This is a genomic window from Dysgonomonas sp. Marseille-P4361, assembly GCF_900343125.1.
In the GTDB taxonomy this organism is placed as follows: Bacteria; Bacteroidota; Bacteroidia; order Bacteroidales; family Dysgonomonadaceae; genus Dysgonomonas.
The window spans coordinates 333,645-359,981 of sequence record NZ_OPYL01000001.1 but is presented as its reverse complement, the minus strand read 5'-3'; the positions used below and the strand labels follow the sequence as shown (position 1 = coordinate 359,981).

Below are 26,337 nucleotides of genomic sequence, written 5' to 3'. Positions count from 1 at the left end.
ATACATGGCTAAAAAAGCGAAAGAAAAACAAGAAAAGCCTATTGAGGTAAGCCTGTGGGAGTCGGCGAATAAATTGCGTGGAAGCGTTGAGCCTTCGGAATACAAACACGTGGTATTGGGATTGATATTTCTGAAATTTGTCAGCGATAAGTTCGAGGAACACCGAGCCAAACTCATTGCCGACGGAAAAGAGAAATACGTGGAAATGCCCGAATTTTACAATATGAGCAATGTGTTTTTTCTTGAAGAAATATCGCGGTGGAACTATATCAAGGAAAAAGCCAAACAAGACGATTTGGCTCTCATTATCGACACCGCTCTCCATACCATCGAAAAAGACAACAAAAGCCTAAAGGGTGCGTTGCCCGACAATTATTTCTCCCGCTTAGGTTTGGAATCTTCTAAATTGGCTTCGTTGATTGACGAAATAAGCGAGATAAACACACTGAAAGATAAAGAACAAGATATTGTAGGACGCGTGTATGAATACTTCCTTTCGAAATTCGCTTTGGCGGAAGGAAAAGGGAAAGGCGAATTTTACACGCCCAAAAGTATTGTAAACCTGATTGCTGAAATGATTGAACCTTATAAGGGAATCATTTATGACCCCGCTTGCGGTTCGGGCGGTATGTTTGTGCAGTCAATTAAGTTTATCGAGAGCCACCACGGCAACAAACGCGAGGTTTCCATTTACGGACAAGAATACACCAATACGACTTACAAACTGGCAAAAATGAACCTTGCCATTCGTGGCATTTCCGCCAACTTGGGAGCAAAAGCCGCCAATACTTTTTCGGACGACCAACACAAAGACTTGAAAGCCGATTACATTATGGCAAATCCGCCGTTTAATCAAAAAGATTGGCGTGCCCAAGATGAACTTATTGACGACCCGCGTTGGCGTGGCTACGATGTTCCGCCCAAAAGCAATGCCAATTATGGTTGGATTCTCAACATGGCAAGCAAACTTTCCGAAAACGGTGTAGCTGGTTTTATCCTTGCTAATGGAGCATTGAGCGGTGGCGGTGAAGAATACAAAATTCGCCGTAAACTGATTGAAAATGATTTGGTGGAGGCTATTCTGGTTTTGCCGCAAAATATGTTCTATACAACCAATATCAGCGTTACACTTTGGATATTGAACCGAAATAAAACAGCACGAACAGCACAGATTGGTAGCGAAAATCGAAATTATCGTCAACGTGAAGGAGAAATCCTATTTATGGATCTACGCCAAATGGGCGAACCTTTTGAAAAGAAATTCACTCAATTCTCTATCAGTGACATTCAGCAAGTTGCCGCAACTTATCATGATTGGCAAACTTCAACATTAGAAAACATTTCGGAAGCTTTTAACCAAGCAGAATATTGTTATTCAGCCTCCATAGAAGAAATAGAAGCAAAAGATTTTTCATTAGTGCCAAGCAAGTACATTGCTTTTAAGAATAGGGATGAAAATATCGACTTCGATGAAAAGATGAAAACTTTGCAAGCTGAATTTAAAGAGTTATTGCAAGCCGAAGAAGAGTCGAAAAAAGAATTGCTCAACGTATTTAAAAGTTTAGGCTATGAACTATAAACGATTGGGTAATTATATTCGTGAAGTGGATGTAAGGAACGAAGACGACAGCATAACCAACTTGTTAGGTATTAATATCGACAAATATTATATGCCTTCTGTTGCCAATGTTGTGGGAACTGACTTGTCCCGATATAAAGTTGTAGAAAAAAATCAGTTTGCTTGTAATAGAATGCACGTTGGACGAGACAAACGGTTGCCTATTGCCTTATCAACTAGAAAAGATAAATTTATTATTTCTCCTGCTTATGATGTCTTTGAAATTATAGATAGAAATGAATTGCTTCCCGAATATTTAATGATGTGGTTTTCTCGCAAGGAATTTGATAGAAACACGTGGTTTTATACCGATGCAGATGTACGTGGCGGATTGAATTGGAATACTTTTTTGGATATGCAACTCCCTATTCCCTCTCCCGAAAAGCAACGCGAAATAGTAGCAGAGTACAATGTTATACAAAACCGTATAAACCTAAACAACCAACTGATACAAAAACTCGAAGAAACAGCGCAAGCTATTTATAAAGAGTGGTTTGTGGATTTTGAGTTCCCAAACGAAGAAGGTAAACCATATAAAAGCTCTGGCGGAGAAATGGAGGAGAGTGAGTTGGGGGAGATTCCAAAGGGGTGGAGAGTGGAGCAGTTAAGCAATGTCGTAGATTGTAACCCCGAAACATTATCAAATAATGATGAGTTGAAAGATATTTTGTATTTAGATACTGGAAATATTACAAATAACAAAATTGAAAACCTTCAAGAATTAGATTTGGATGAAGATGAAATTCCAAGTCGGGCAAGGAGGAAAGTGAAGAACAATGACATTATTATTTCAACAGTAAGACCAGCATTAAAACATTTTGGATTATTGACGAATACTCCAGAGAACCTTATTGTATCGACTGGTTTTGCTGTACTTCGTGTAAAAAGCGACATAGTATTTCCAGAATTAATTTACTCTTTCATTACAGATGAAAAAACGACTGAATTTTTACAAGCAAAAGCAGAAATGAGCGTTTCAACATATCCTTCAATTACGGCAGATGATTTACTTATTTTAAATTTTGTTTTGCCCGATAGGGATACTTTAGGCTTTGCTCAAATTTTTTTTAATGAGAAAAACAATTTGATTAACTTAATTCACGCTGAAAATAAGCTACTCAATGAAACTAAAAATATTTTTCTTTCGAAAATGGCAACAATAGAAAATTAAATGAACATGAAATATAAATACCAATTAATTCTATTAGGTTCAGACGTTCCAATTAAGCAAGATATATTGAATAGGATCAATGAAGAACTTGTACACCTTGGACTACCTGAAGACTTTATTAAAGTCATAGAACCTGTTGATTTGGAGCGTGAATACAAAGGAAATCAACCCGCTTTTGCAATATATTTTGGAGATGAGGGTGGCGATTTCAAGGACGTACACATTATCGAAAAACTTATTAAAGATGGCACTATGATTCTGCCTATATACTTTAATGATGGAGCATTTGAAGCTGAAATTCCACAAGAATTAAAAAAACAAAATGGAATTCAGTATAAAGAACATGAATTAAATAGAATAGCTAATATCGTACTACAATCCTTTGAATTGTTAAGAAGTACACGAAAAGTATTTATAAGTTATAGAAGAACTGAATCTACGCCTATTGCAATTCAACTATTTGAAGCATTGGAATCTCATAATTTTGACGTTTTCCTGGACACTCACTCCATTGAAAAAGGAGAACCATTTCAAGATGAATTATGGCATAGAATGAGTGACTGCGATGTGGTTGTCCTACTTAACACCCCTGGCTTTTTAGAAAGTCATTGGTGTAAAGAAGAATTTGCAGAAGCTGCAGCCAAGCAAATTGGAATAGTCCAATTAGTTTGGCCAAACCATAATATAAAAGACATTGATCCGTCCTCACATTTAAGCTATCCATTACAATTGGTTGCAGATGATTTTGTAGACCGCGACTATTCTGATAAAGATAAATCAAAATTAGCAGTAACCATTGTTGAAAAAATAATATCTGAGGTTGAGTCTGTAAGAGCTCGAAATTTAGCAGCAAGACAAGATAATCTTATAACCGAATTCAGAAATATTGCAGAAAAAAATGGTAGAACTGTGACTGTTCAACCTGAGAAAATTTTAACAGAAGACTTGCCAAATGGTAGTCGTGTAATTTATATTCCGACTATCGGGATTCCACAATCCACTAATTGCCAATCGGCGGAAATCAAAAGAGAATTATTGGGATATGATGAGGTTTCGATCCGTTTGATATATGATGATTTACGAATCCGTGATAAATGGCTTAATCATTTGGATTGGCTTAATGACAATTTCAAGAAAGACATAAAAACATTAAAAAAACAAGACTTTCAAATATGGCTGCAAACGAAGTAAAAAATATTTTCCTTTCAGCAAGTGCTCCATTGCCTGAAAGAGATCCTAAATATATAGGAACGGCGGATATTATTGCAATTAGAGATTCTGTAATTGCTTTAGCCACTACAGTGCTACCGAAACATAGATTAGTTTGGGGTGGTCACCCTTCTATTACACCACTGATATACTATGTAATGCAAAAACTGAATTTAAACATTCAAAATCATGTGTTACTTTACCAGTCTCTATTTTTTAAGGATAAATTTCCACCTGATAATAACAAATTTGAGAATATAGTTTTTACAGAGAATGCCGGAGATATTCACTCTAGCATTCAGCATATGCGAAATAGAATGTTTTCGGAGAATAAATTTTCAGCAGCTATTTTTATTGGAGGAATGGATGGTATAGAAGTCGAATACAATATGTTCATAAAATATCACCCTGATGCTCTTATACTACCAATTGCAAGCACAGGAGCGGCAACTAAACTTGTATATGACAATCAATTTCCAAAAGAGTTGAAAAATGAACGATTCTTAAAAGATTATGGATACATGTCTTTGTTTCAGAAATTTCTAATTGATAAAATATAATTATATGGCAAGAAAAGTTTTTTATAGTTTTCATTTTGACAATGATAACTGGCGAGCTGGTCAAGTTCGCAACATAGGAACTGTTGAAGGAGATAAACCTGTCAATGGAAACAAATGGGAAGATGTTAAGAGCAAAAGTGATTCAACAATCAAGACATGGATTGATGACAATTTGAAAGACAAATCTTGTTTGGTTGTTTTGATTGGTGAAAAAACGAGTGAACGAAAATGGGTAAATTATGAAATTAATAGAGCTTGGGAATTAGGAAAAGCGGTTTGTGGGATTTACATACACAAGTTGGAAGATGTATTAGGGAATCAGTCGTCTAAAGGAAAAAATCCGCTGGCAAGTCACGTACCTATTTTTGAATCGACATATTCCACTAGTAAATATGTTTATGATGATATAAAGAACAACATAGCAGAACTTGTAGAAGATGCGATTAAAGTAAGAAGTAGATACTAAATATTATGGGAAAAAAAGTTTTTGTGTCATACAAATATGGAGATGAAAATGTAGCCAAGCTACAAGACTCTTATTACGAAGAAGTAAACTATAGAATGATCTGGAATCGTAGAAGAACAAGAGCTAGAGATTATGTAGACCGTTTGCAAGAGAAAATAGATAAAGATCACATGAATCTTGGAGAGAAAGATGGAGAAAGTCTTGAGAATTTTGCAGACAGTACTATTGAAACGTCTTTGAAAAAGAAGATTAGGCAAAGTAGTATAACCATTGTTTTAATCTCAAAAGGAATGAAAACAGATGAATCTGAAAGTGAACAATGGATTCCCTGGGAAATCTCATATTCTCTGAGAACAGTACCAACAGGGGGTAATACAAAACAAATGAATGCTGTTTTAGGCATTGTATTGCCGGACGAAACAGGTACATATGATTGGTATTATACATCGAATCCCAATTGTAATAGCACAACACACCACACTGGACAACTTTTCAAAATACTAAAAGACAATATGTTTAATATTATCGAGACTGAATTCAGAGAATGTAATGGAACGCAAATTCATATTACGGACGAACCTTCGTTTATAAAAACTGTAAGATGGGACAGTTTTATGTACAATGACAATTGTAATCATTATATTGAAAAAGCAATAGAAATAAAAAATGCGGCTAATCTATACGATGTTCACATAAATCTTGATTAATATGAGTTTTATATCAGAATCACAATTATCTAATTATCGTACAAGAACTATGACTTTCTCTAGGGATAATTTTGTCAATCTTAACGAAAGTTATTCTAGGGATAAAACAAAGCCAATGGTTTTTCTCTCACATAAACATGATGAGTTGGTAATTCTTCATGATGTGATTGCTTTCTTGAAAAACGAAGGTGTTGATATTTATGTTGATTGGATGGATGAAGAAATGCCAGCTTACACTAATGCTGAAACTGCTGTTAAATTAAAAAATAGAATAAAAGTATCGAATAAGTTTATTCTTATAGCAACTCAAAATGCCATTAACTCAAAGTGGTGTAATTGGGAATTAGGTTTGGGGGATGCGGCGAAATACAAAGAGCATATCGCTTTGTTTCCTGTGAATAGGACATATCAATCTTTTTCTGGTGCTGAGTATTTGAAAATATATCCATATATTGATTATGAAAATGGAAATGGTGTATACCTGAATGGCTCTTATATCCCCAAGGGTTACTACGTAAAAACACCTTTAGATAATGGGAATTTGAATTTAGTGCCATTAAAAGATTGGCTAAGAAGATAATGATATGAAATTCACCGAATCCAAACTCGAACACGCATTTGCCGAACTCTTGACACAAGAGGGTTATCTGCATTGCTTGGGCAATACGCTTATCCGTCGACCCGAAGAAGTGTTGATAGAAGACGATTTGCATAATTTCCTAAAAAAACGTTACGCCAACCACGGCATTACCGATACGGAAATCAAATCCATTCTGTTGGAGTTGAAATCGCTACCCGCTTCCGATTTGTACGAGAGCAATAAGCGTTTTATGAAAATGCTGTCCGATGGATTTATTCTTAAACGTGAAGATCATAATCAAAAAGACATTTATATTCAGTTGATTGACTATTCGGGGCTGGAAAACCAAACTTTTGTGCCCGAAGATTTAATCTCCATTGCTGCCGAACCACAAGCCGAATACATAACCGACGCGAATATCTACCGTTTTGTAACTCAATTGGAAATTCAAGGTTCGGAAAAACGCATTCCCGACGGTACATTATACATCAATGGTTTGCCTTTGGTTGTCTTCGAATTCAAGAGCGCCATTCGCGAAGATACCACCATTTACGATGCGTACACGCAACTCACCGTCCGCTATGAGCGTGATATTCCCGAACTATTCAAATACAATGCTTTCTGCGTTATCAGCGATGGCATAAACAATAAAGCCGGTTCGTTTTTTGCTCCTTACGATTTTTTCTACGCATGGAGACGTATTGCAGGGATGAATAAAGAAGTGGATGGCATAGATTCTATGTACACCTTGACTCAAGGCATGTTTCAGAAAAACAGGTTGCGGGATATACTGCGAAACTTTGTTTACATTCCCGACTCGTCGAAAAAGAATGAGAAAATTGTTTGTCGCTATCCGCAGTATTACGCGGCTCGTGCCTTATTCGAAAATATCAAAAAAGCGCAAAAACCGTATGGAAATGGCAAAGGCGGAACGTATTTCGGAGCGACAGGTTGCGGAAAAAGTTATACTATGCTTTTCCTTACTCGTTTGCTAATGAAAAGCGAATATTTCGGAAGTCCAACCATTGTGCTTATTACCGACCGAACCGATTTAGACGACCAACTGGCAGGACAGTTTACCAATGCCAAGCAATATATCGGCGACAACAATGTGATTAGTGTTGAGAGTCGCGAACATTTGCGAGAGTTATTACAAGGACGTGAAAGTGGCGGTGTTTTTTTGACTACCATTCATAAATTTACTGAAGATACCCAATTACTGACCGACCGGCAGAATGTGATTTGTATTTCGGACGAAGCGCACCGTAGCCAAACCAATCTCGACCAAAAGATAAAAGTAACCGAAAAAGGCGTTTCCAAAACATTTGGTTTTGCCAAATATTTGCATGATTCTCTTCCGAATGCTGTTTATGTAGGATTCACAGGTACGCCCATTGATGCGACTCTCGATGTTTTCGGCAAAGTGGTTGATGCTTACACCATGACCGAATCGGTTCGCGACGAAATTACCGTCCGTATTGTGTACGAAGGACGGGCGGCAAAAGTGGTTCTAAACAACAGCGAACTGCAAAAAATAGAACAATACTACAACGACGTTGCCGAAGAAGGGGCAAATGAATATCAGATAGAGAAAAGTAAACAAGAATCGGCTCGCTTGAATGCCATTCTTGGAGACCCCGACCGATTGAAAGCGTTGGCGGAAGATTTTGTGAAGCATTACGAAAACCGAATTACCGAAGGCTCTTCCGTAAAAGGCAAAGCGATGTTTGTGTGTAGCAACCGCACTATAGCCTACGATTTTTATAAAAACGTGCTGGCTCTTCGTCCCGAATGGGGAGAAATCCGATTTGTGGACGAAAGCGTTGAACTTACAGACAAAGACAAACGCGAGTTGAAACCAATGGAATATATTAAACTCGTGATGACTCGCAGCAAAGACGATGAAAAAGAGTTGTATGAATTGCTTGGTACAAAAGAATACCGTAAAGAGCTTGACCGACAATTCAAAAACGAAAAGTCGAATTTCAAAATTGCTATTGTGGTAGATATGTGGCTTACTGGCTTCGATGTGCCGTTTCTCGACACCATTTATATCGACAAACCCATTCAGCAACACAATCTAATACAAACTATTTCGCGCGTAAACCGTAAGTTTGAAGGAAAAAACAAAGGTTTGGTGGTCGATTATATTGGAATAAAAAAACAGATGAACCTTGCTTTGGCTCATTACAATAAAGGTGATAAAGATAATTTTGAAGACATTGCCCAGTCGCTTGTGGTGGTGAAAGACCATTTGGATTTGTTGGCGAAACTGTTTCATAAATTCGATAGTTCGGCATATTTCTCAGGCAATACGTTGGAACAGCTGAACTGTTTGAACCGCGCTGCCGAGTACGTACAATGCACCAAAGAGTTTGAAACCCGCTTTATGGATTTGGTAAAACGACTGAAAGCAGCTTACGATATTTGTACAGGCAGCGAACAACTGACGCAGGAAGAGCGAGATTATACGCATTTCTATTTGGCTGTTCGTTCTATTGTTTTCAAACTCACCAAAGGCGATGCTCCTGATACGGCTCAGATGAACGCCAAGGTGCAGGAAATGATAAAAGACGCTCTGACAAGTGATGGCGTGGAAGAAATCTTCAAAATGGGTTCGGAAGATGAAACCGAACAAGATATTTTTGATGAAGATTATTTGGCAAAGATTGATAAGATTAAACTTCCCAATACAAAAATAAAGCTTCTCCAAAAGCTGCTGGCGAAAGTAATCGGCGAACTGAAAAAGGTAAACCGTATAAAAGGAATCGACTTCAGTAAAAAGATGGAACGTTTAGTGGAAAATTACAATAACCGCGATGCCAACGATATTCTGCGAAGCGAAGTCTATGAAGAAATGGCAGAGCAACTAACCAATCTGATTTGGGAAGTGCATAAAGAATTCTCGGCAGGCGATGAGATGGGTATCGATTTTGAGGAAAAAGCGTTTTACGACATTCTCAAATCGCTCTGCATAAAATACGACTTCACTTACCCTGATGACAAAATGATTGAGCTTGCTAAAAGCGTAAAGACCTTGGTCGATACACAAGCCAAATATCCCGATTGGGACAAACGAGATGATATAAAATCAGCTTTAAAGGTAGGTTTAATCCTCTTGCTTGATGAGCACGGTTATCCGCCGGTAGAACGTGACGAGGTTTATGCCGAGATTTTCGAGCAAGCGGAGAATTTCAAGAAGAATAAAAACTAAAAGGAATCATATATGCTGCCCCAAAAATCAAATAGCGAAATATTGTTATATCAATCCGAAGACGGGAAAATCAAGATACAAGTACGCTTGGACGATAATACCGTTTGGCTGACACAAGCTGACATGGTCGAATTGTTTCAATCGTCAAAATCTAATATAAGCGAGCATATAAAGCATATTTTCGAAGAAGGAGAGCTGATGCCCGATTCAACTGTTCGGAAATTCCGAACAGTTCGATTAGAAGGTAGTCGGCAGGTAGAGCGTGAAATTGAACACTACAATCTGGATGTCATAATCTCCGTTGGTTATAGAGTAAAGTCGCTGAGAGGTACTCAATTCCGGATATGGGCTACCGAACGGTTGCGTGAATACCTGATAAAAGGATTCACGATGAATGACGAGCTATTAAAACAAGGAGGAGGATATTTTGAAGAATTACTCGACCGGATTCGCGATATACGTTCTTCCGAAAAACTTTTCTACCGCAAGGTTCTCGAAATTTATGCGACAAGCATTGACTATGACCCTCGAACTGATATTACGCAAAAGTTTTTTCAGACTGTGCAAAATAAACTGCATTGGGCGGCACATGGACATACGGCAGCAGAGGTGATCTTCCAAAGAGCCAATGCCGAACTCCCTTTTATGGGCTTAACCGCTTTCAAAGGAAAGAAACCGACCAAGCAAGAAATTATTGTCGCAAAGAACTATCTGACAGAAGAGGAATTAGCTCTTTTAAATCGCCTCGTTTCTGCTTATTTAGATATTGCAGAAATAAATGCCATACAGCAGAAACCTATGTATATGAAAGAATGGATTGAGGTGCTGGACGGTTTTATTTCAATGAGCCGACAAGATGTTTTAACTCATGCCGGTAAAATATCGGCAGAATTAGCGCAAAGAAAAGCTTTGGCTGAGTATGACGCATATAAACAAAAAAGTAATGCTGAACTTTCAGAGGTCGAAAAACAATTTATAGCAAGCATTGAACAAGCTGAGGAAAAACTTAAATTGCTTGGTAAAAAGAAAAATAATAAATCGTAGGAATATGAAACATTAACCATAAAAGTCCGTCCAATGCAAATATCACAATCCCACATAGATACCTACAAATCTCTTTTTCGAGGAAGGGATGATGTTTATGCGGTTCGATGGGAGAAAGATGGACGAAGTGGATATATGCCAGCCTACAAAGTGGATTGGGATGATTATAACAAACACAAAGCCTCAGGAGGAACATTTGCCAGTTACACGAAAAAAGAATATCTTCCATTTAATGACGTAGCATTAAGAGAACACTTTGCCGGAAAAACGACAGTCGGAATTTACCCTCTTTTACAAGATAATACTTCGTTTTTCATTGCGGCCGATTTTGATGAAGAAAATTGGCAAGAATCCATATTCAAACTGCACAAAGCGTGTCTGGAAGTTGAACTACCTGCGTATATAGAACGCTCACGCTCCGGTAGCGGCGGACACTTATGGTTGTTCTTTGAAGAGAATATCCCTGCTTTCCAAAGCCGGAAAATAATGTTCGAACTGTTGTTGCAATCCGGCATTATATCTAAATTCGAAAAAGAACCGAGCTTTGATAGACTCTTTCCTAATCAGGATATTCATTCGGGAAAAGGTATCGGCAATCTGATTGCCCTTCCTCTGCAAGGCAATTCATTAGTACAAGGCAACTCCTGTTTTATAGAGCCGGATACACTCACTCCGATTGATAACCAGTGGACTTTTTTAGAGACCGTCAAGAAAATACCTAAACAGAAGATAGATTCTTTGCATTTACTGCTATCAGGAAAAACAAAAGAAGTCTTCACTTCAAAATACACCAATTCTAAATCCGCCTTCGAATTAGAAATACTCATCAACAGTGAGATATATCTCAAAAGAATACAACTAAATCAGAAGTTAATTGATTTTCTACGGAATAATCTAAACTTTCTGAATTCAGATTATATCGTCAAGAAGCGATTAGGAAAAACCGCATACAACATTGAAAAATATTTCAAGCTGATAGAAGAAACTACGGAGGGAATCATTATTCCTCGTGGGTTTGCCTCCTCTCTTGTGAAATTTTGCAATTCAGAAAACATTCCTATCAAAATCATAGACGAACGATGTCGGCAGGAAGAGATTACCGTAAACTCTAAAATTGACTTACTTCCGCACCAACAGGAAGTATTGGAACGAGCAGAAACGAAAGACTTTGGAGTGATTGTTTCTCCTCCCGGTTCGGGTAAGACAATTATAGGGTTGGAGCTGATTTCTCAGAAAAAGCAGCCAACTCTCATTCTTGTTCATCGCAAACAATTATTCGACCAATGGATCGACCGAATACAAAACTTCTTATCTATACCCAAAAAGCAAATTGGACAAATCGGAAATCAGAAAGATAAAATTGGAAAAGAAGTGACGATTGCCATGATACAGTCTTTAACCAGAGGCGATTTATCTGAACTGAAAAACCGATTCGGAATGGTGATTGTTGATGAATGCCATCATATACCAGCGAAGTCGTTTCGGGAGGTCATAACTCAACTAAACTGCTATTACCTGTACGGACTGACAGCTACTCCAAAACGGAAAAATAACGATGAGAAGTTGATCTATGTATATATTGGCAACATCATCTATGAAATGACCCAAAAGGAGTTGCTGGAGCAACAAAACAGCAAGGCTGAAATTAATATTAAGGAAACTGAACTGTTCGTTCCTTTCGACTACAAAACCGACAACTACGAAACGGTTTCGCAGGTTCTTATATATGACACTGCTCGAAATGGCTTGATTTTAAAGGATATTGATGAGAATATCTCTCGGTTCAAATCTATTCTGATACTGACTGAAAGAAAATCTCATGTAAATATCTTAAACCTTTATTTGAAAGAAAAGTACGAAACGATTGCCATTTCAGGAGATGATTCGGAAAGAAGCCGGAAAAGTAAGTTGGAACAGATTGAACAAGGACATTTTCAAATCATTATTTCAACAGGACAATATTTTGGGGAAGGTATTGATATAAGTGCCTTGGAATGTTTGTTTATCGTTTACCCATTTACTTTCGAAGGTAAGTTAGTGCAATATATCGGAAGAGTTCAACGCTCAGGAAAACCTCCGGTGATCTTTGACTATCGAGATTCCAAGATTGATTATTTCGATAAGATGTTCAAACAACGAAACCGGTACTATAATAAGCTCCGAAAATAATAATGATGTAGGAGCAAATTATATGTAAAATGGGAAATTGTGTTACCTTTGTCCTAAGCTAATCAACCTGCTCAAAGTGGGGCAAATTGATGAAGTTATCTCATTACTTATCCGTTACCTATTCCGAATAACAGCCAATCCAAACGGCTGATTTATAAAGGAATAATTCAAAAGCATAGTTTTGTTACCAAATCGTTACCTATTTTTAAAAATAAGGTTGTAAGTTGCTCGTTTTTAGCTAAAAAGGAGAAGGGGTATATCTTGCAACGTGCGTTGTTAGCTTTTTCTTTATGCCACAGAGAGTTGCGATCTCCTTCAAATATTCATTCATCTTTTGATTGGTATGCATTGGCAACAGTTTATCACTTCCTAACTTCCTGTATTTTCTGATAATACTTAAGGGAATCTCTAACAATGGGATATTGGCTTCTACATCTGATTTTTGCCTGCTTAAACGTAACCATTTCTGACCGAAACCATCTTCAAACATATTATCGGTAGTTAAATTGGAAACATCTATGTAGGCAATACCTGTGAAACATTGAAACGCAAATATATCTCTGACCTCCTCTAATCTTTGACAATCAAACTTTTTTGATAGAAGTTTTTTTATTTCAGGCTCTATCAAAAATTGCTTGTTCACTGGCTTGTATGACAATGGGAGATCGTCAAAAGGGTCATAAGAAATATATCTGTTCTTAAGAGCATTGGTTATTATCTGTTTCAGATAGCGTAAATGTTTAATTGTTGAGTTGTGACCACAATCGCAAACCGATTTCAAGTAAACTTCATAGTCAGTTATGAATTGAAAATCTACTTCTCTTATCTGTAAATCCGCCTTTTTGTATTTATGTAGCATGAAATCTGCAACACGTTTTCGGGTGGCTAGATATTTGGATAGTGTTGTATCTCGGATTGTTTTTCCTACTAAGTTTCTTTTCTGTTCTACCTTAATGTCATATAGTGCAAGAACTGTTTTTTCTCTAATTTCTTTTCCCAAGTACGTGTCCCGAAGTTTTTGAGGAGTAACATAGCCATCCTTTTCGAGGATAGCCTTATAATGTTTGTCTAAGGCTATAGTTATTTTATCTAAGGCATCATTGATTGTCACAGCTTCTTTTGTTCTTCCGATTACTCTGCCTGTTGAACTCCACATTTGGGGCTTAACAAACTGCAAAGAACTAAACTCTGATTTCTTGCCACTAATAGATATTCTAACCATTATGTTGGCTTGTCCATCTTTGTTTAAATCATTCTTTCGTATCAAAAAAAGGATTCGATAAGTACTCTTCATAACTCTTGTTTTTAGGCAATTTGACAAAATTATTCACTATCGCTTAAAGATTGAGCCTCCCTGAGTATGACAAGTTATACCTTTGTAAGTCATTTAATCATAGTGATTAACGAGCTTTCGAGTGAGTGAAAAATCAGTCAGGGTTTCACTCACTTTTTACTCACTCCACTATTGTCTTTCTTTGACTTTTATTGGCTTCGATGAAAAAGAAAAAAGTCTGCTAATCTACTGACTAACAGACTTTATGTCTTTCTTTGGCATTCTGTGGCTTTTGACCTTTTTGCCGTTTGGTGGGCGGTGAGGGATTCGAACCCCCGACCCTCTGGGTGTAAACCAGATGCTCTGAACCAACTGAGCTAACCGCCCTTTATTTGATGTTGCATTTTCTCTCAAATGCGATGCAAAGATAGGGTAAGGATTTTAATTCTGCAATACTTTTGATAAAAATATTTTTAATAAAATTTTATATTACTGATTATCAGCCTTGATCTCTGTCTTTTTATCAATTAATGGCTGTTGTTCTTTATTGATAATTGTTGAATCTGAAGGTTGGGACGTCGTTTCTTCTTTCTCTTTATCCCTATTTCGATTTCTTCTTGGTCTGAACGACTGGAATAAACGTCTAAGCGATGTAGCTTCTTTGCTATATACGATTCCCACCCCTTGAGTATATGGGGCTTGTCTGTAAAACTGATCGTTTGTATGATTATAGGCTCTCAGTATCCACAATGAATTTAATCGGTATTCGGCTTCAAAGTCTCCAATAAAAGAATTATCAGCCGTAGTCGATTGATTTGTCCGATATCCTAAATTGGTTTTAATATGTAGTTTATCGTCTAAGAATTTGCGGGAAACATTAACGGTCATGTTCATGTCTGTCAAGTTTGGATCGTTGGACTCAATATTAGCCCCCACTTGCCATTCGTTACCTAACATATTGCCAACAAGAGCGCTTAGGCGACTTGAAAGTGTACTTGACACAATCCCAGTCCATAGACTGTTACCTATACTGCTGCCGGTATTTCCCATGTTTGAGAAGAAGGTGCCAGTTACAACTAGAGATGCAAATTGCAATGTCTTTTGCTCATCGGTGCTTATATAGCTATTTACCTTTGCTCGTACATCATCCTCTGCATTTGGAAAATTAATATTATAACCAAGATCCATTTGATCTATATCTCCCGAAATATCCAAAATACAATCTACATCAATTTTGGAAGGATAGTCATTACTATCGAAACTTACATCTAAGCTTTTTAAGTCAGACCTTACTCTACGGTAGGCTGTAATGTCAAATTGGGTATTTAGGGGATCTCCATTAAAGTATAATTTACTTCCTTCTTTTATGTCAAACTGAAGTTTTTTTATATTCTGAAGATTTAGTTTAACATTTCCTTCTGTCAAGGTGTATTCGCCATATGTAGACATATTTTCTTTCTGCATGTCATAGTTGAACGTAATTTTTCCTTGCCCTTTAGCCTGCATAGCATCCCCGGTAGAAGGGTTGATAACGACTCCTAAAGCAATATCAGGAGTTACATCTAGTTTTATACTTAAATTGAGAGGAAGACTGCCTGTGGCGGTAGATTTCCCTAACGCATCTTTATCCTTTAATTTTTCTTCAGGAACATTAATGTAAACGACGCTCTTATAATCCGAAGCTTCGGAATGCTGCGGCAATAGTATATTTAGTTTAGAATTTTTGTCATTCTTAATTTGCATATTCATGTTGATGCCATTTTCATCACCATTGATCTTGACAGAACCGGAGGCAAACACTCTTCCATAGAATAGACTGTCTATCCTATGCTCTGTATTGAGAACCATGAGTTTATTCATCTGCATGTTAAGAGAAAACTTCATGTCTTCGAAGTTCTTATGCGTTACAGAGGCATTTACCTTTGCTGTATTTCCTTTGCTATCTTTCAACGTAAGATTGTCAAATCCTATCCTGTCGGGACTGATCATAATGGTGTCTGAAATTGTATAGGTCACGTTAGTGTAATCGATCCCCACTTGCGTATCATTAAACCCTAAGAAGCCTCTTAGTTTAGGAGATTTGGTACTCCCTTCTATCATTATGTTGGTACTGATACTCCCGTCCAGCTTATTCAGAGTGGTAGCTAAGAAAGGTTGCATCCATTTGAGGGGCATTTCTATAAGGCGTACCTGCAAATCGAGAGAGTCCTGATTAGTGTATATAACGCCATCAATTTCACTCAATATATCATCTCCTTTCTCTAAAGCGGCATAGAGATAAGCTCCTCCGAAATCGTTGTTCCACTGACTATCAAGATTTATAGTCCCTACAGTATCATTGTAAACCACAATATCTGCAATCTCCAGTCCTTCTGTGTATAGTTCGGGGCTTTCCATCACATTAGTCAATAGAATGTCGCCATGCAGACAAGCTTTAATATTATCCATGTCAAAAGCTTCGAGTAAATCTCCTATTTCTGCATGATCGAAGTAAGCTTTAAGCGTATCTGATTCCAAAGGGGATATTGCTCCATCTACTCCGAAATATTTTTTTCCATTAACTGCTATTCCAAAGTTATCAATCTCTGTTCTTTTCCCAATATTTACCACTTCGGCAGGGAGTATCTTGAGCGTAAGATTATCAATTAGGACGGAAGTAGGAAGTATGTTCAATTGAGAGACAAGTTCTTTTTCTTCATTTCTGGTAAATTCTGCATTTGCATTAATTGCTCCCTTGATATTCAAGTTTGTATCTCCACTAAAAAGGCTTATTGAACTTTGCATCTCATTACTTTTCCCATTAACGATGAGATTTATATCATAGTCTCCTTTTTCGACCAATACCTTGCTCCTGGCCATGATATTAAAAGTAGAGTCTCCGTTAGAAATATCTAAAGCAGAGTTTTGTATGTCTTGTCCGTTGAATCGGATATGAGGAATATTTCCTGCAATATTAATCCGTTTGTCTATTGTATTTACATAGCCACTGATAGTTGCGGGTTGGACCACATCTACCGGTAACCCTAATACTTTGCCAAGCTCTTCTGAGTTATTTGCTGTTACACTAAAAGAGAAATCATTCTCTTTCTTTTTGTTAAGCAACTTTTTGTTTGGCTCGGGAAATACCGCAGGCAGATAATCATGCATTATTACCGAAAACTCATCGGCTAGCGCCATGAATGTATATTGCCCTTGGATTGTTGCCGACAATAGAGAGGATTCTAATTTAATATGCTTGTTATCTGCTGAGTTGTTCACAGCCTCAAGCGTAAATTTACCCGGATTGAAATTAAAGTTGTCATCTTTAAAGTTGAGACTATCTATTTCAACAAGTCCTGTCATCTTATCAACATCAAGTCCCTTTATATCTCCTTTTAGAGCTAGAGATAAACGCGGGTGTACCCAGTTCTCATTTTTATAGAAACGATCTACATGCAAGGAGTCTACTTCTAATTGTACTTTTATGTCAGGAACTTTAGTCTGACTCATGCTGGCATTTAAGGATATGTTTCCCGTATCCCAATCCGTTTTGGCTGTTAAGCCCATGTCTTTAGCGTTGTAATATCCGCTTAAAAGAATGTTGTCTAATGTGTCTTTATTAAAACCGATGGCATCAATAGCCCCTCTTGCCTGTGCTGTTAAAGGAGTATGGCTATTTTGCATAGCTTTCAGGTTGATGTGTGCTGTCAATTTATCTAGTCCGGAATCAGCACCGAGCAATTTCCCTAGATTGAAATTTCGTGTTTTAACTCCTGCTGCCACATCAAAGTTGGTGAAAGAGGAATCCACTTTTCCCGATGCAAGAAGGTTCAAAGCCCCTAATTTATTCCATGATTCCAAATCTAATTTAAACTGATCTAATTGTCCGGTCAATTGCCCTTTTAAGTATAATTCTCCTAGATCTTTTAGAATATCAGGAGAAATAAAAGTAGAATCTCCAAGACGCGCAAACGATTCTATAGCTGTAGGGGTTGCTTTAACATGCTTAAGATGAATGCCTAAATTGGAGGTTGCATATTTTTCGTAGCTCTCAAGAAAGGCTGAACCTTTTAAAATAAAGTCTTTTCCATAAGTAATATCAATACTATCAATACTTACACTCGGAAGAGTTCCTTTTATTCCTGTATTTAGTGTTAATTCTTTGTCCAGAAATTTCAAATTAGGCAGAAAAGCGACTAAATCTTTAGGAGATATTCTAGTATCATTTGTATTTATCTCAAATTCATCAGAAGAGGGGTTGTATCTAACCTTATTTGTGATTAGATGCGATTCAGGGAGGGTAAGTGCTAATCCTTCAACCCACAGTTGAGGACCCTCAGAGAAAAGATGTCCTTCAAGATTTCTGATTTCGATGCCCGATGTTTCCCTTACGGATAATTTATTCAAAGAAATATCAAATCTGTCAGGATCGATGGATGTTAAATCAATATTTGCGGTAAAATCCTGTAATGCAATATGTGAAGCATTGAATACTCCCGGAGTGATAGTATCGGATAAAATGTCGTAATTAAGCCGTCCGTTTGTGAGGCTAACATCCTCAATAACGATCACAAGAGCGCTCTTCGTAGTATCGGTCTTTGTTGTGTCTTCACTCGAAAAGGCATCTATAATAAATTGAAAATTGAAATCGCTTACACTATCTTTCTTATTCACATTGATAAGGAAGTTATCAAGCGTTATTCCGGTGATAGCAAGTTTCTTACTTTTTACTAATTCCCACGGGCTGAGTGTAGCCTCTAAGCTATTGGCGTATAGGAGGGTATCTTTTGCCTGATCTTCTACGTAGACACCTTTCAAGGTTGCACGATTGAATAGGCTCAATCTCAACTCCTCTATTTTGACCTCGGTTTTTAGTGTTTTCTTTAATTCTCCGACTGCAAAATCGGCAGCTTTTTGTTGTATTGCCGGGATAGATAGTAGTATGTACAAAAGCAGATTTAGTCCAATCAGGGCTAAAACCACGTAGAGAAAAATCTTAAGAAGCCGTTTGGGTAGGCTCTTTTTCTCTGGCTTTTGTTCTGTATTATCGATGTTACTATCTATCTCTTCCATCTAAGAAAGCTATTTTAGTTTCTCAGCCCATTCTTCTTCCTTGAATCCGATAAGGACGAAATTGTCTGTAATAATCAATGGACGTTTTACTACCATTCCGTTCGAAGCCAGTATATCTAAAAGCTCATCCTCAGAGGCTGATTTTACTTTTTTTTTCAGATTATTTTCTTTGTATATTTTCCCTGATGTATTGAAGAATTTGGCGATAGGCAAGCCGCTTTTTTTGATCCAGCCAGTTAGTTCTTCTTTTGTAGGATTTTCTTTTGTAATATCTCTACTATTGACGTTCACGTTGTTTTCTTTTAACCACTTTGCCGCTTTTTGGCATGTACCGCATTTGGGATATTGTAAGAATAGAGTTGTACTCATAGTTATCTTATTTAGTTTATGTGTCTGATTCTATACAAAAATAAAGCTTTTACTTATGATTAACGCAGGGCAATCGTCGAAAGTTTTGGGTTTTTAATTAAAACGCATAATAATTATGTATTTTTGCAAGAAATAAAATAGAATATCAGCATGATACAATCAATGACGGGCTTCGGAAAAGCATCAGCAGAGTTGGCAAAAAGAAAAATTACTGTTGAAATAAAGAGTTTGAATAGTAAACAACTCGACCTATCGGTGCGTATGCCCAACCTTTATAAAGAACATGAAATGGAGATCCGTAACCTGCTTTTCAAGAGATTGGAACGAGGAAAAGTGGATTTCCTTATCTACATAGAAAATATAGGAAATGAGACTGCTACTCAGATCAATCAGAGTCAGTTGGAAGCTTATTACAATCAAATAAAGAATTCTGCCGAAAACTTAGGAATAGATACTCCTACAGATTGGTTCCAGACATTGTTACGTTTACCGGATGTGCTGAAATACGAATCGCAAGAAGTTGACGAAGAAGAATGGAAGGCTGTGATGGGTATTATTGAAGAAGCAATAACTCAGTTGCAGGAGTTCCGTAAGCAAGAAGGACTTATGCTAAAGAACCTATTTGAAAGTAAAATACAGAATATCGCTGATCTTTTGAAGGAAATAGAGCCATTCGAAGCTGAACGAGTTGATAAGATAAAAATAAGAATAACCGAGGCCTTACAAAAAATAGAGGCTTTTGATTATGATAAGAATCGCTTTGAACAAGAGATGATTTATTATATCGAGAAATTGGATATAAACGAAGAAAAATCTCGTTTGACAAATCACCTGAAATATTTCTTAGAAACAATGAACTCCGGGTCTGGACAAGGGAAGAAGCTAGGCTTCATTTCTCAGGAGATAGGACGGGAAGTGAATACAATGGGTTCCAAATCTAATCATGCCGAAATGCAACAAGTTGTTGTGAAAATGAAGGATGAATTGGAGCAAATTAAAGAGCAGGTGTTGAACGTGATGTAGGAGAATAGAGAGAAAAATGGGTAAATTAATAATTTTTTCAGCACCATCAGGAGCTGGTAAATCTACGATAGTCAATTATTTATTGTCTCAAAATCTGAATTTGCAGTTCTCTATATCGGCAACTAGTCGTCCGCCTCGAGGAACAGAGCAACATGGGGTGGAGTATTACTTTCATACTCCCGAAGAGTTTCGTAAAAAAATAGCAAACGATGAATTTCTGGAATATGAAGAGGTCTATGCTGATAAATTCTATGGCACGCTGAAAGCAGAAGTAGAACGAATCATGGATAATGGAGGGAATGTAATATTCGATGTCGATGTTGTAGGAGGTTGCAATATTAAACGTTACTATGGTGATAAAGCTCTATCTATATTCGTTGAGCCGCCTTCGGTAGCTGAACTTCGTCGCAGACTGGAAGAAAGAGGAACTGAATCTCCGGAGCTTATCGATGCCAGAGTTGCGAAAGCAGAACAAGAAATAGCCTATGCTCCTCAGTTCGATGTGGTGATTCTCAATGACAATCTTGAAGAGGCAAAAGCGAAGGCTTTGAAAGCCGTAACAGATTTTTTATCAAAATGAATATAGGGATATTTTCCGGCTCTTTCAATCCCATTCATGTGGGACATCTGATGCTTGCCAATTATATTGTTGAGTATACTGAGATAGATGAGGTTTGGTTTCTTGTTAGTCCGCACAATCCCTTAAAATCAGCGGATGAATTGTTGGATGAACAAAATCGTCTACATATGGTGGAGCTTGCACTGAAGAAGTATTCAAAGCTCAAAGCCAGCGATTTTGAGTTTTCTTTGCCTAAGCCTTCATATACTATAAATACATTGGCAGCTCTGGAAGAAAAATTTCCGGAACATGAATTCTCCCTTATTATTGGAGCGGATAACTGGACTGATTTTGACAGTTGGAGATCGTATGATAAAATACTGGAGAATTACAAAATAAAAGTATATCCTCGTCTGGGTGAACGTATTACTATTCCTAAAAAAATGAAACAGATGGTGGAGGCTTTGGACTCTCCCATTGTGGAAGTCTCTTCTACTTTTATCAGGGAGGGCATTGCAGAGGGAAAGGATATGAGAGCTTTCTTGCCAGAGGGAATATTTGAATATATAAAAGAGAAAAAACTGTACATATAAAATAAAGGGAAATAAGATGAATTATCAGGAAGAACTTACAAAGGACTTAGAAATACGTCGTCAGCGATTACAAGCGGCAATGAAAGCTATGAATGTAGAAGCATGTGTGCTTTCTACATCGGTTAACGTTTTCTATATGACAGGAATGGTTTACAATGGTTATTTTTACTTACCGTCAGAAGGTAAGCCTATCCATTTCGTCAAACGTCCTGAAGGAGTATCTTTTGATAATACAATATATATTCGCAAACCGGAACAGATTGTCGAAGAATTGGCAAAGATGGCTGTCAGTAAACCCGAAAGTCTGTTGTTGGAGACAAATGTAATTCCTTTTAGCGAGTGTAACCGCCTGCTGAAAACATTCGGTTTGTCAGAAGCTGCTAACGCTTCTATTCTTCTTCGTAAGATAAGAAGCGTAAAAACTGACTTCGAACTAGAGCAAGTAAAAGCTTGTGCCCGTAAGCATGAAGCTGTTTATAAGCTTATCCCATCTGTGTATCGTCATGGGATGACAGATATAGAATTGCAAGTGGAGATAGAAAGAGTGATGCGTTTGCATGGTTCTCTGGGAATTTTCCGTAGCTATGGAGAGAATATGGATATCTATATGGGAAGTCTGCTTGCAGGAGAGAACGCAGAAACTCCATCTCCATTCGACTTTGCTCTTGGCGGAGCAGGGGTGAACCCTATCTTGCCTTTAGGTGCTTCGGGACAGAAGATATTGAACGGGCAAACAATTATGGTCGATATGGCAGGTAATTACTCTCCATGGATGACCGATATGACACGTGTATTCTCGGTGGGTAAAACGCTGGATATTGCATACGACGCACATCAGGTATCTATCGAAATTCATAATCGGGTGATGGACATGGCTAAACCCGGCGTTGGCTGTGCTGATTTATATAACCTTTCGATGGAAATAGTAAAAGCCCATAAGTTGGAAGCCTACTTTATGGGAACAAAACAGCAGGCTAAATTTGTCGGGCATGGTCTTGGATTGGAGATAAACGAGCCTCCGGTGCTTACTCCCCGCTCGAAAGAGATATTAGAACCGAATGTAGTCTTTGCCCTCGAACCGAAGTTTGTAATTCCTGAGGTAGGTGCTGTAGGTATCGAAAATACTTATGTAATAACTCAAGAAGGAATTGAGAAATTGACTATTCTGGAAGAGAATATTATAGAGCTATAGTCATGACTCGTAAAACAATCAACATAAAAGGTCAACTTCTGGATTTATCCTATCCCCTTGTGATGGGGATATTGAATGTTACTCCCGATTCTTTCTATTCGGGGAGCAGAAAGGAAACTGAAGAAGATATAATTACACGCGTACGTGAAATCTTAAATCAAGGAGGAACGATAATTGATATAGGCGCACAATCGACTCGTCCTACATCCACACTTCTTACTGCTGATGAAGAGATAGAACGACTGAAATTTGCCCTACCCATTATCAACAGAGAATTCCCCGATGCTATTTTATCTATCGATACGTTTTACAGCAGGGTAGTCCGTTTTTGTGTAGAAGAACATGGCGTGGCTATTATCAATGATATTTCGGGAGGAGAGTTGGATAAGGATATGTTTAAAACGGTAGCCGAACTGAACGTTCCTTATATCCTAATGCATATGCGGGGCACTCCTCAGACTATGAAAGACCTTACTGATTATGACAATCTTATTCAAGATATATTTTATTATTTCTCGCAGAAAATAGCAGAATTACGTCTTTTAGGAGTGAATGATATTATTCTCGATCCGGGTTTTGGTTTTAGTAAAACTTTAGATCAGAACTACGAACTGATGGCTTCTTTAAGAGGATTTTCAATCTTCGATATGCCTCTACTCGTAGGTGTTTCCCGCAAGAGGATGATTGCCAATCTACTTGGAACTACTCCTGCCGAAAGTTTGAACGGAACAACTGTCCTTAATACTTTTGCTATTGAGAATGGGGCAAATATTCTTCGTGTGCATGATGTAAGAGAAGCTGTTGAAGCAGTTAAAATTGTAAAGAAACTGGAAGACTATAAGTTCTGATAAATACAAGCTTGTCGTATGTACTATAAATTGGTTATATTTGCAGCCAAATTTAGCAAGTATGAACTATAATCATCCAAGGGAAATAGCCCATGTATTTTGCCAGTCAGGAATAGAAAAGAGTCAAACTCCATTCTCAAAATTTATTATCCTTGCTTTTCTTGGAGGAACATTTATTGCCCTTGGAGGTCTGCTTTCCGTTATTGTCGCAGGAGGAATTCCCACAATGGGAGAGGGTAATCCCGGACTGATTAAGTTTGTAGCAGGAGCATTGTTCCCCGTCGGTCTGATTATGGTATCGGTAGCCGGAGCAGATTTGTTTACAAGCGATTGCACAGGCATGGTTCTTCCTTGGTTGCAGAAGAAGATCAACTTGTGGACTGTTATCAAAATATTAGTAATTTCTTATTTCTTCAATTTTATAGGCACTCAGTTTATTGCTTATGTAATGGCTTATCAGACTGGTTTGATTACAAGTGAGCCTTGGTTATCATACCTTCACAATTATAGCGAACTGAAAGTGAATCAAGATTTTTACAAGGTGCTTATCAAAGGTATCGGAGCCAACTGGTTGGTATGTCTTGGTACATGGATGGGATATGCAGGCAAAGATGTGATCAGTAAATGTATTGGAATATGGGTTCCTGTAATGCTATTTGTTACATTAGGATATGAACACTCTATTGCTAATATGTTCTTTATTCCTGCGGCGATCTATTCAGGCGCGGATATCCTTTGGAGTGAATTTATCGTTAATAACCTGATTCCGGCTACAATAGGGAATATTATAGGAGGAGCAGTTTTTGTTGGTTGCGCCTATTGGTACGTCTATCTGAGAGAGACTAAAGCTTAAAAGCCGTTTATTGGTTGAGTACATGCACCGTATGGCATGCCACAAGTGCAGCCGTCTCTGTTCTTAGGCGGCTTTCCCCTAAAGAAATAGCTTTAAATCCATGCTTAAGAGCCTCTTCTACTTCTTTCTCCGAAAAATCACCTTCCGGTCCTATTAGAATAAGAGCATTTTCCTCTTTTTTGTAAATATCTTTAAGTAAAGATTTCTCTTGAGGGTAGCAATGTGCTATGTATTTTTGTCCGTCAAAGTCTTTCTTGATAAACTCAGAGAAAGATTGCATCTCGTCTAGTATAGGAAGCAATGCTTTTTGAGATTGTTTCATTGCCGAAACTAATATTTTTTCGATGCGCTGACTTTTTATCTCCTTTCTTTCCGAATGTTGGCAAAGGATAGGAGAGAGGCGATCAATTCCGATCTCTGTCGTTTTTTCTGCAAACCATTCAATCCGATCTATATTCTTAGTCGGGGCAAAAGCTATTTGCAGCTTAAAATTCCAGCCTTTCGGTGGCTCTACAGTATTTGTAATATTTACGATACAATGCTTTGGATGCGCTTGTACGATGGTTGCATCATAGAAAAAACCCTTCCCATCGGTAATGAGAATTTCGTCACCTTCTTTTTTTCTTAATACCTTAACGCAGTGCTGTCCTTCCTCGAAAGGGAGTTCGGGGTTACTTAAAATATCGGGAGCGAAAAAAATAGTCTTTTCCATTTGTGTAAATATTTCTTATCAAAAGCTTGGATTTAACCATTGTCCTATCTCTTCCTCTGTCAGCACCTTGTCTATCTCAATACTTGCCTTCAAATTTTTGAATGTCCGCTGTGCCCGACTGCTACGTGAATAAGCAGGCGATCCGAGTAAAATGATGCGACGATTGCGATAAGCAGGAATATCTTCAGGAGCTCCTTCTGACCATATCCAGCTATCTTTAAATGCTATCGATTGAGCAGGGTTTTCTTTGTTATTGATCAATGACTTCCAATCCGGCTGGGTACAAAGATGAATTGAATACAAATTCCATTTGCTTTCTATACTGTTATCCGAAGTCTGAGGGCCGGTTCCGTTTGCTATAGCAAGATTCTCTGCACTGATAGCAGATTCCCCTCCGTTGAGAATTGGAATACCCATCAATAGGTGCTGAAGTTGGTAATTATCTACCACTCCATTAATCCTACCTTCAAAACCGATCATTTGATCGATGTCGATAATAGTGACAGGCTCATCGAAAAGGACAGTAAAGAGCTTGCTTATCCAATAGCAGCCTTGACTGAAAAAACTAACCTGAGTAACTTTTTCTGCTAGTCTGCTTTTCGCTGTTTCAAAATTCTCTCTGTTGATAGAAAACAGAGAAATACCGCAAGTATAAAACTTATCAAGGGATATGATAGCAGTGTACATTTCGCTATCAACCAATTCCTGATCGTTGATCAGCTCAGAGTAGATGCGATTTATTTCCTGATCACGGTCTTCTCCCTCAACCTTAATCTTGTTTATATGATAAGTCAAAGCCTGAAAGAAAGGAGCTGCTTTATCTAGTCTTTCCTCATATATATCAATGAATTTATCAAATGCAGCTTTACTCGGGAATCCATTTTCTACTAAATAACCACAAACTGTCAAGGCAATAGTACCACGTTCTATATCCGGAAGATTATACAAAGACATTAGTCTTTTCATAAAGGCGTTAATGTCCGCTTCGCTACTATTTGCCAACAAAGCAAAGCAAGGTTGTAAGGCTGCGTTTACTTCTTCGTTAGAAGACACAGGGTCAGATATAACAGCAACAAAGTTGTCTGTAGCACTATGTAAGTCTTGCATATTGATCAGGTGTAAGGT

Annotated in this window: 21 protein-coding genes and 1 tRNA gene; 16 read left to right on the top strand and 6 right to left on the bottom strand. The window is 37.7% G+C overall.

Annotated features, from left to right (window positions below):
- Positions 1-4: 4 nt before the first annotated feature.
- Genes DHU68_RS01490 through DHU68_RS01445 form a run of 10 tightly spaced genes read left to right on the top strand, consistent with a single transcriptional unit; the run spans position 5 to position 12,738 of the window.
- Positions 5-1,579, top strand: coding sequence for a class I SAM-dependent DNA methyltransferase (locus tag DHU68_RS01490; RefSeq protein WP_108821197.1), 1,575 nt, complete (start codon positions 5-7; stop codon positions 1,577-1,579).
- Positions 1,569-2,789, top strand: coding sequence for a restriction endonuclease subunit S (locus DHU68_RS01485; RefSeq protein ID WP_108821196.1), 1,221 nt, complete (start codon positions 1,569-1,571; stop codon positions 2,787-2,789). The genes DHU68_RS01490 and DHU68_RS01485 overlap by 11 nt, the downstream gene beginning before the upstream one ends.
- A 6-nt stretch (positions 2,790-2,795) precedes the next feature.
- Entirely contained in the window at positions 2,796-3,980 is a 1,185-nt protein-coding gene (locus DHU68_RS01480; protein ID WP_108821624.1) for a toll/interleukin-1 receptor domain-containing protein, read from the top strand.
- Positions 3,962-4,558, top strand: a complete 597-nt coding sequence (locus tag DHU68_RS01475) for a hypothetical protein (protein WP_108821195.1) — start codon at positions 3,962-3,964, stop codon at positions 4,556-4,558. The genes DHU68_RS01480 and DHU68_RS01475 overlap by 19 nt, the downstream gene beginning before the upstream one ends.
- Positions 4,559-4,562: 4 nt before the next feature.
- Positions 4,563-5,024, top strand: a complete 462-nt coding sequence (locus DHU68_RS01470; RefSeq protein ID WP_108821194.1) for a TIR domain-containing protein — start codon at positions 4,563-4,565, stop codon at positions 5,022-5,024.
- Between the two features lie 5 nt (positions 5,025-5,029).
- Positions 5,030-5,731 carry a TIR domain-containing protein gene (locus DHU68_RS01465; RefSeq protein ID WP_108821193.1) on the top strand — a complete coding sequence of 234 codons (702 nt, stop codon included), beginning with the start codon at positions 5,030-5,032 and terminating at the stop codon, positions 5,729-5,731.
- Between the two features lies 1 nt (position 5,732).
- Positions 5,733-6,311 (top strand): toll/interleukin-1 receptor domain-containing protein, encoded by a 579-nt coding sequence (locus DHU68_RS01460; protein ID WP_108821192.1) that lies wholly within the window; start codon positions 5,733-5,735, stop codon positions 6,309-6,311.
- 4 nt (positions 6,312-6,315) lie between these two features.
- Positions 6,316-9,525, top strand: a complete 3,210-nt coding sequence (locus DHU68_RS01455) for a type I restriction endonuclease subunit R (RefSeq protein ID WP_108821191.1) — start codon at positions 6,316-6,318, stop codon at positions 9,523-9,525.
- Between the two features lie 12 nt (positions 9,526-9,537).
- Positions 9,538-10,569, top strand: coding sequence for a virulence RhuM family protein (locus DHU68_RS01450; protein ID WP_108821190.1), 1,032 nt, complete (start codon positions 9,538-9,540; stop codon positions 10,567-10,569).
- Between the two features lie 33 nt (positions 10,570-10,602).
- Entirely contained in the window at positions 10,603-12,738 is a 2,136-nt protein-coding gene (locus DHU68_RS01445; protein WP_108821189.1) for a DEAD/DEAH box helicase, read from the top strand.
- Positions 12,739-12,976: 238 nt separating this feature from the next.
- Here the strand turns inward: DHU68_RS01445 and DHU68_RS01440 are convergent, their stop codons facing one another.
- The 4 genes from DHU68_RS01440 to DHU68_RS01425 all read right to left on the bottom strand — a co-directional run bounded on the left by DHU68_RS01440 (position 12,977) and on the right by DHU68_RS01425 (position 19,432).
- Positions 12,977-14,032: a site-specific integrase gene (locus tag DHU68_RS01440; RefSeq protein WP_108821188.1), complete on the bottom strand. Its 1,056-nt coding sequence runs from the start codon at positions 14,030-14,032 to the stop codon at positions 12,977-12,979.
- A 288-nt stretch (positions 14,033-14,320) separates the two neighbouring features.
- Positions 14,321-14,398 (bottom strand) — tRNA-Val (locus tag DHU68_RS01435).
- Between the two features lie 102 nt (positions 14,399-14,500).
- Complete coding sequence (locus DHU68_RS01430) at positions 14,501-19,063, bottom strand: translocation/assembly module TamB domain-containing protein (RefSeq protein ID WP_108821187.1); 4,563 nt, start codon at positions 19,061-19,063, stop codon at positions 14,501-14,503.
- 9 nt (positions 19,064-19,072) lie between these two features.
- Complete coding sequence (locus DHU68_RS01425; RefSeq protein ID WP_108821186.1) at positions 19,073-19,432, bottom strand: arsenate reductase family protein; 360 nt, start codon at positions 19,430-19,432, stop codon at positions 19,073-19,075.
- 150 nt (positions 19,433-19,582) lie between these two features.
- Here DHU68_RS01425 and DHU68_RS01420 point away from each other — a divergent pair, with 150 nt between their 5' ends.
- The 6 genes from DHU68_RS01420 to DHU68_RS01395 all read left to right on the top strand — a co-directional run bounded on the left by DHU68_RS01420 (position 19,583) and on the right by DHU68_RS01395 (position 24,500).
- Complete coding sequence (locus tag DHU68_RS01420; RefSeq protein ID WP_108821185.1) at positions 19,583-20,455, top strand: YicC/YloC family endoribonuclease; 873 nt, start codon at positions 19,583-19,585, stop codon at positions 20,453-20,455.
- Between the two features lie 16 nt (positions 20,456-20,471).
- Complete coding sequence (gene gmk, locus DHU68_RS01415; protein WP_108821184.1) at positions 20,472-21,035, top strand: guanylate kinase; 564 nt, start codon at positions 20,472-20,474, stop codon at positions 21,033-21,035.
- On the top strand, positions 21,032-21,607 hold the full coding sequence (gene nadD / locus DHU68_RS01410; RefSeq protein WP_108821183.1) for a nicotinate (nicotinamide) nucleotide adenylyltransferase: 576 nt from the start codon (positions 21,032-21,034) through the stop codon (positions 21,605-21,607). The genes gmk and nadD overlap by 4 nt, the downstream gene beginning before the upstream one ends.
- A 16-nt stretch (positions 21,608-21,623) precedes the next feature.
- A complete protein-coding gene (locus DHU68_RS01405; protein WP_108821182.1) occupies positions 21,624-22,799 on the top strand; it encodes a Xaa-Pro peptidase family protein in 1,176 nt (391 codons plus the stop codon).
- Positions 22,800-22,801: 2 nt separating this feature from the next.
- Complete coding sequence (gene folP / locus DHU68_RS01400; RefSeq protein ID WP_108821181.1) at positions 22,802-23,647, top strand: dihydropteroate synthase; 846 nt, start codon at positions 22,802-22,804, stop codon at positions 23,645-23,647.
- A gap of 61 nt (positions 23,648-23,708) precedes the next feature.
- On the top strand, positions 23,709-24,500 hold the full coding sequence (locus DHU68_RS01395; RefSeq protein WP_108821180.1) for a formate/nitrite transporter family protein: 792 nt from the start codon (positions 23,709-23,711) through the stop codon (positions 24,498-24,500).
- A gap of 7 nt (positions 24,501-24,507) precedes the next feature.
- On the opposite strand, the gene DHU68_RS01390 is transcribed toward DHU68_RS01395, so the two are convergent.
- Both DHU68_RS01390 and DHU68_RS01385 read right to left on the bottom strand, forming a co-directional pair.
- Complete coding sequence (locus DHU68_RS01390) at positions 24,508-25,212, bottom strand: 16S rRNA (uracil(1498)-N(3))-methyltransferase (RefSeq protein ID WP_108821179.1); 705 nt, start codon at positions 25,210-25,212, stop codon at positions 24,508-24,510.
- A gap of 18 nt (positions 25,213-25,230) precedes the next feature.
- On the bottom strand, positions 25,231-26,319 hold the full coding sequence (locus tag DHU68_RS01385) for a hypothetical protein (RefSeq protein ID WP_108821178.1): 1,089 nt from the start codon (positions 26,317-26,319) through the stop codon (positions 25,231-25,233).
- Between the last annotated feature and the right edge of the window lie 18 nt (positions 26,320-26,337).

What these genes read in the sequence shown, in the direction of transcription:
- DHU68_RS01490 (WP_108821197.1), top strand. Translation starts at nt 5, where the DNA reads ATGGCTAAAAAAGCGAAAGAAAAACAAGAAAAGCCTATTGAGGTAAGC.
- DHU68_RS01485 (WP_108821196.1), top strand. Translation starts at nt 1,569, where the DNA reads ATGAACTATAAACGATTGGGTAATTATATTCGTGAAGTGGATGTAAGG.
- DHU68_RS01480 (WP_108821624.1), top strand. Translation starts at nt 2,796, where the DNA reads ATGAAATATAAATACCAATTAATTCTATTAGGTTCAGACGTTCCAATT.
- DHU68_RS01475 (WP_108821195.1), top strand. Translation starts at nt 3,962, where the DNA reads ATGGCTGCAAACGAAGTAAAAAATATTTTCCTTTCAGCAAGTGCTCCA.
- DHU68_RS01470 (WP_108821194.1), top strand. Translation starts at nt 4,563, where the DNA reads ATGGCAAGAAAAGTTTTTTATAGTTTTCATTTTGACAATGATAACTGG.
- DHU68_RS01465 (WP_108821193.1), top strand. Translation starts at nt 5,030, where the DNA reads ATGGGAAAAAAAGTTTTTGTGTCATACAAATATGGAGATGAAAATGTA.
- DHU68_RS01460 (WP_108821192.1), top strand. Translation starts at nt 5,733, where the DNA reads ATGAGTTTTATATCAGAATCACAATTATCTAATTATCGTACAAGAACT.
- DHU68_RS01455 (WP_108821191.1), top strand. Translation starts at nt 6,316, where the DNA reads ATGAAATTCACCGAATCCAAACTCGAACACGCATTTGCCGAACTCTTG.
- DHU68_RS01450 (WP_108821190.1), top strand. Translation starts at nt 9,538, where the DNA reads ATGCTGCCCCAAAAATCAAATAGCGAAATATTGTTATATCAATCCGAA.
- DHU68_RS01445 (WP_108821189.1), top strand. Translation starts at nt 10,603, where the DNA reads ATGCAAATATCACAATCCCACATAGATACCTACAAATCTCTTTTTCGA.
- DHU68_RS01440 (WP_108821188.1), bottom strand. Translation starts at nt 14,032, where the DNA reads ATGAAGAGTACTTATCGAATCCTTTTTTTGATACGAAAGAATGATTTA.
- DHU68_RS01430 (WP_108821187.1), bottom strand. Translation starts at nt 19,063, where the DNA reads ATGGAAGAGATAGATAGTAACATCGATAATACAGAACAAAAGCCAGAG.
- DHU68_RS01425 (WP_108821186.1), bottom strand. Translation starts at nt 19,432, where the DNA reads ATGAGTACAACTCTATTCTTACAATATCCCAAATGCGGTACATGCCAA.
- DHU68_RS01420 (WP_108821185.1), top strand. Translation starts at nt 19,583, where the DNA reads ATGATACAATCAATGACGGGCTTCGGAAAAGCATCAGCAGAGTTGGCA.
- gmk (WP_108821184.1), top strand. Translation starts at nt 20,472, where the DNA reads ATGGGTAAATTAATAATTTTTTCAGCACCATCAGGAGCTGGTAAATCT.
- nadD (WP_108821183.1), top strand. Translation starts at nt 21,032, where the DNA reads ATGAATATAGGGATATTTTCCGGCTCTTTCAATCCCATTCATGTGGGA.
- DHU68_RS01405 (WP_108821182.1), top strand. Translation starts at nt 21,624, where the DNA reads ATGAATTATCAGGAAGAACTTACAAAGGACTTAGAAATACGTCGTCAG.
- folP (WP_108821181.1), top strand. Translation starts at nt 22,802, where the DNA reads ATGACTCGTAAAACAATCAACATAAAAGGTCAACTTCTGGATTTATCC.
- DHU68_RS01395 (WP_108821180.1), top strand. Translation starts at nt 23,709, where the DNA reads ATGAACTATAATCATCCAAGGGAAATAGCCCATGTATTTTGCCAGTCA.
- DHU68_RS01390 (WP_108821179.1), bottom strand. Translation starts at nt 25,212, where the DNA reads ATGGAAAAGACTATTTTTTTCGCTCCCGATATTTTAAGTAACCCCGAA.
- DHU68_RS01385 (WP_108821178.1), bottom strand. Translation starts at nt 26,319, where the DNA reads ATGCAAGACTTACATAGTGCTACAGACAACTTTGTTGCTGTTATATCT.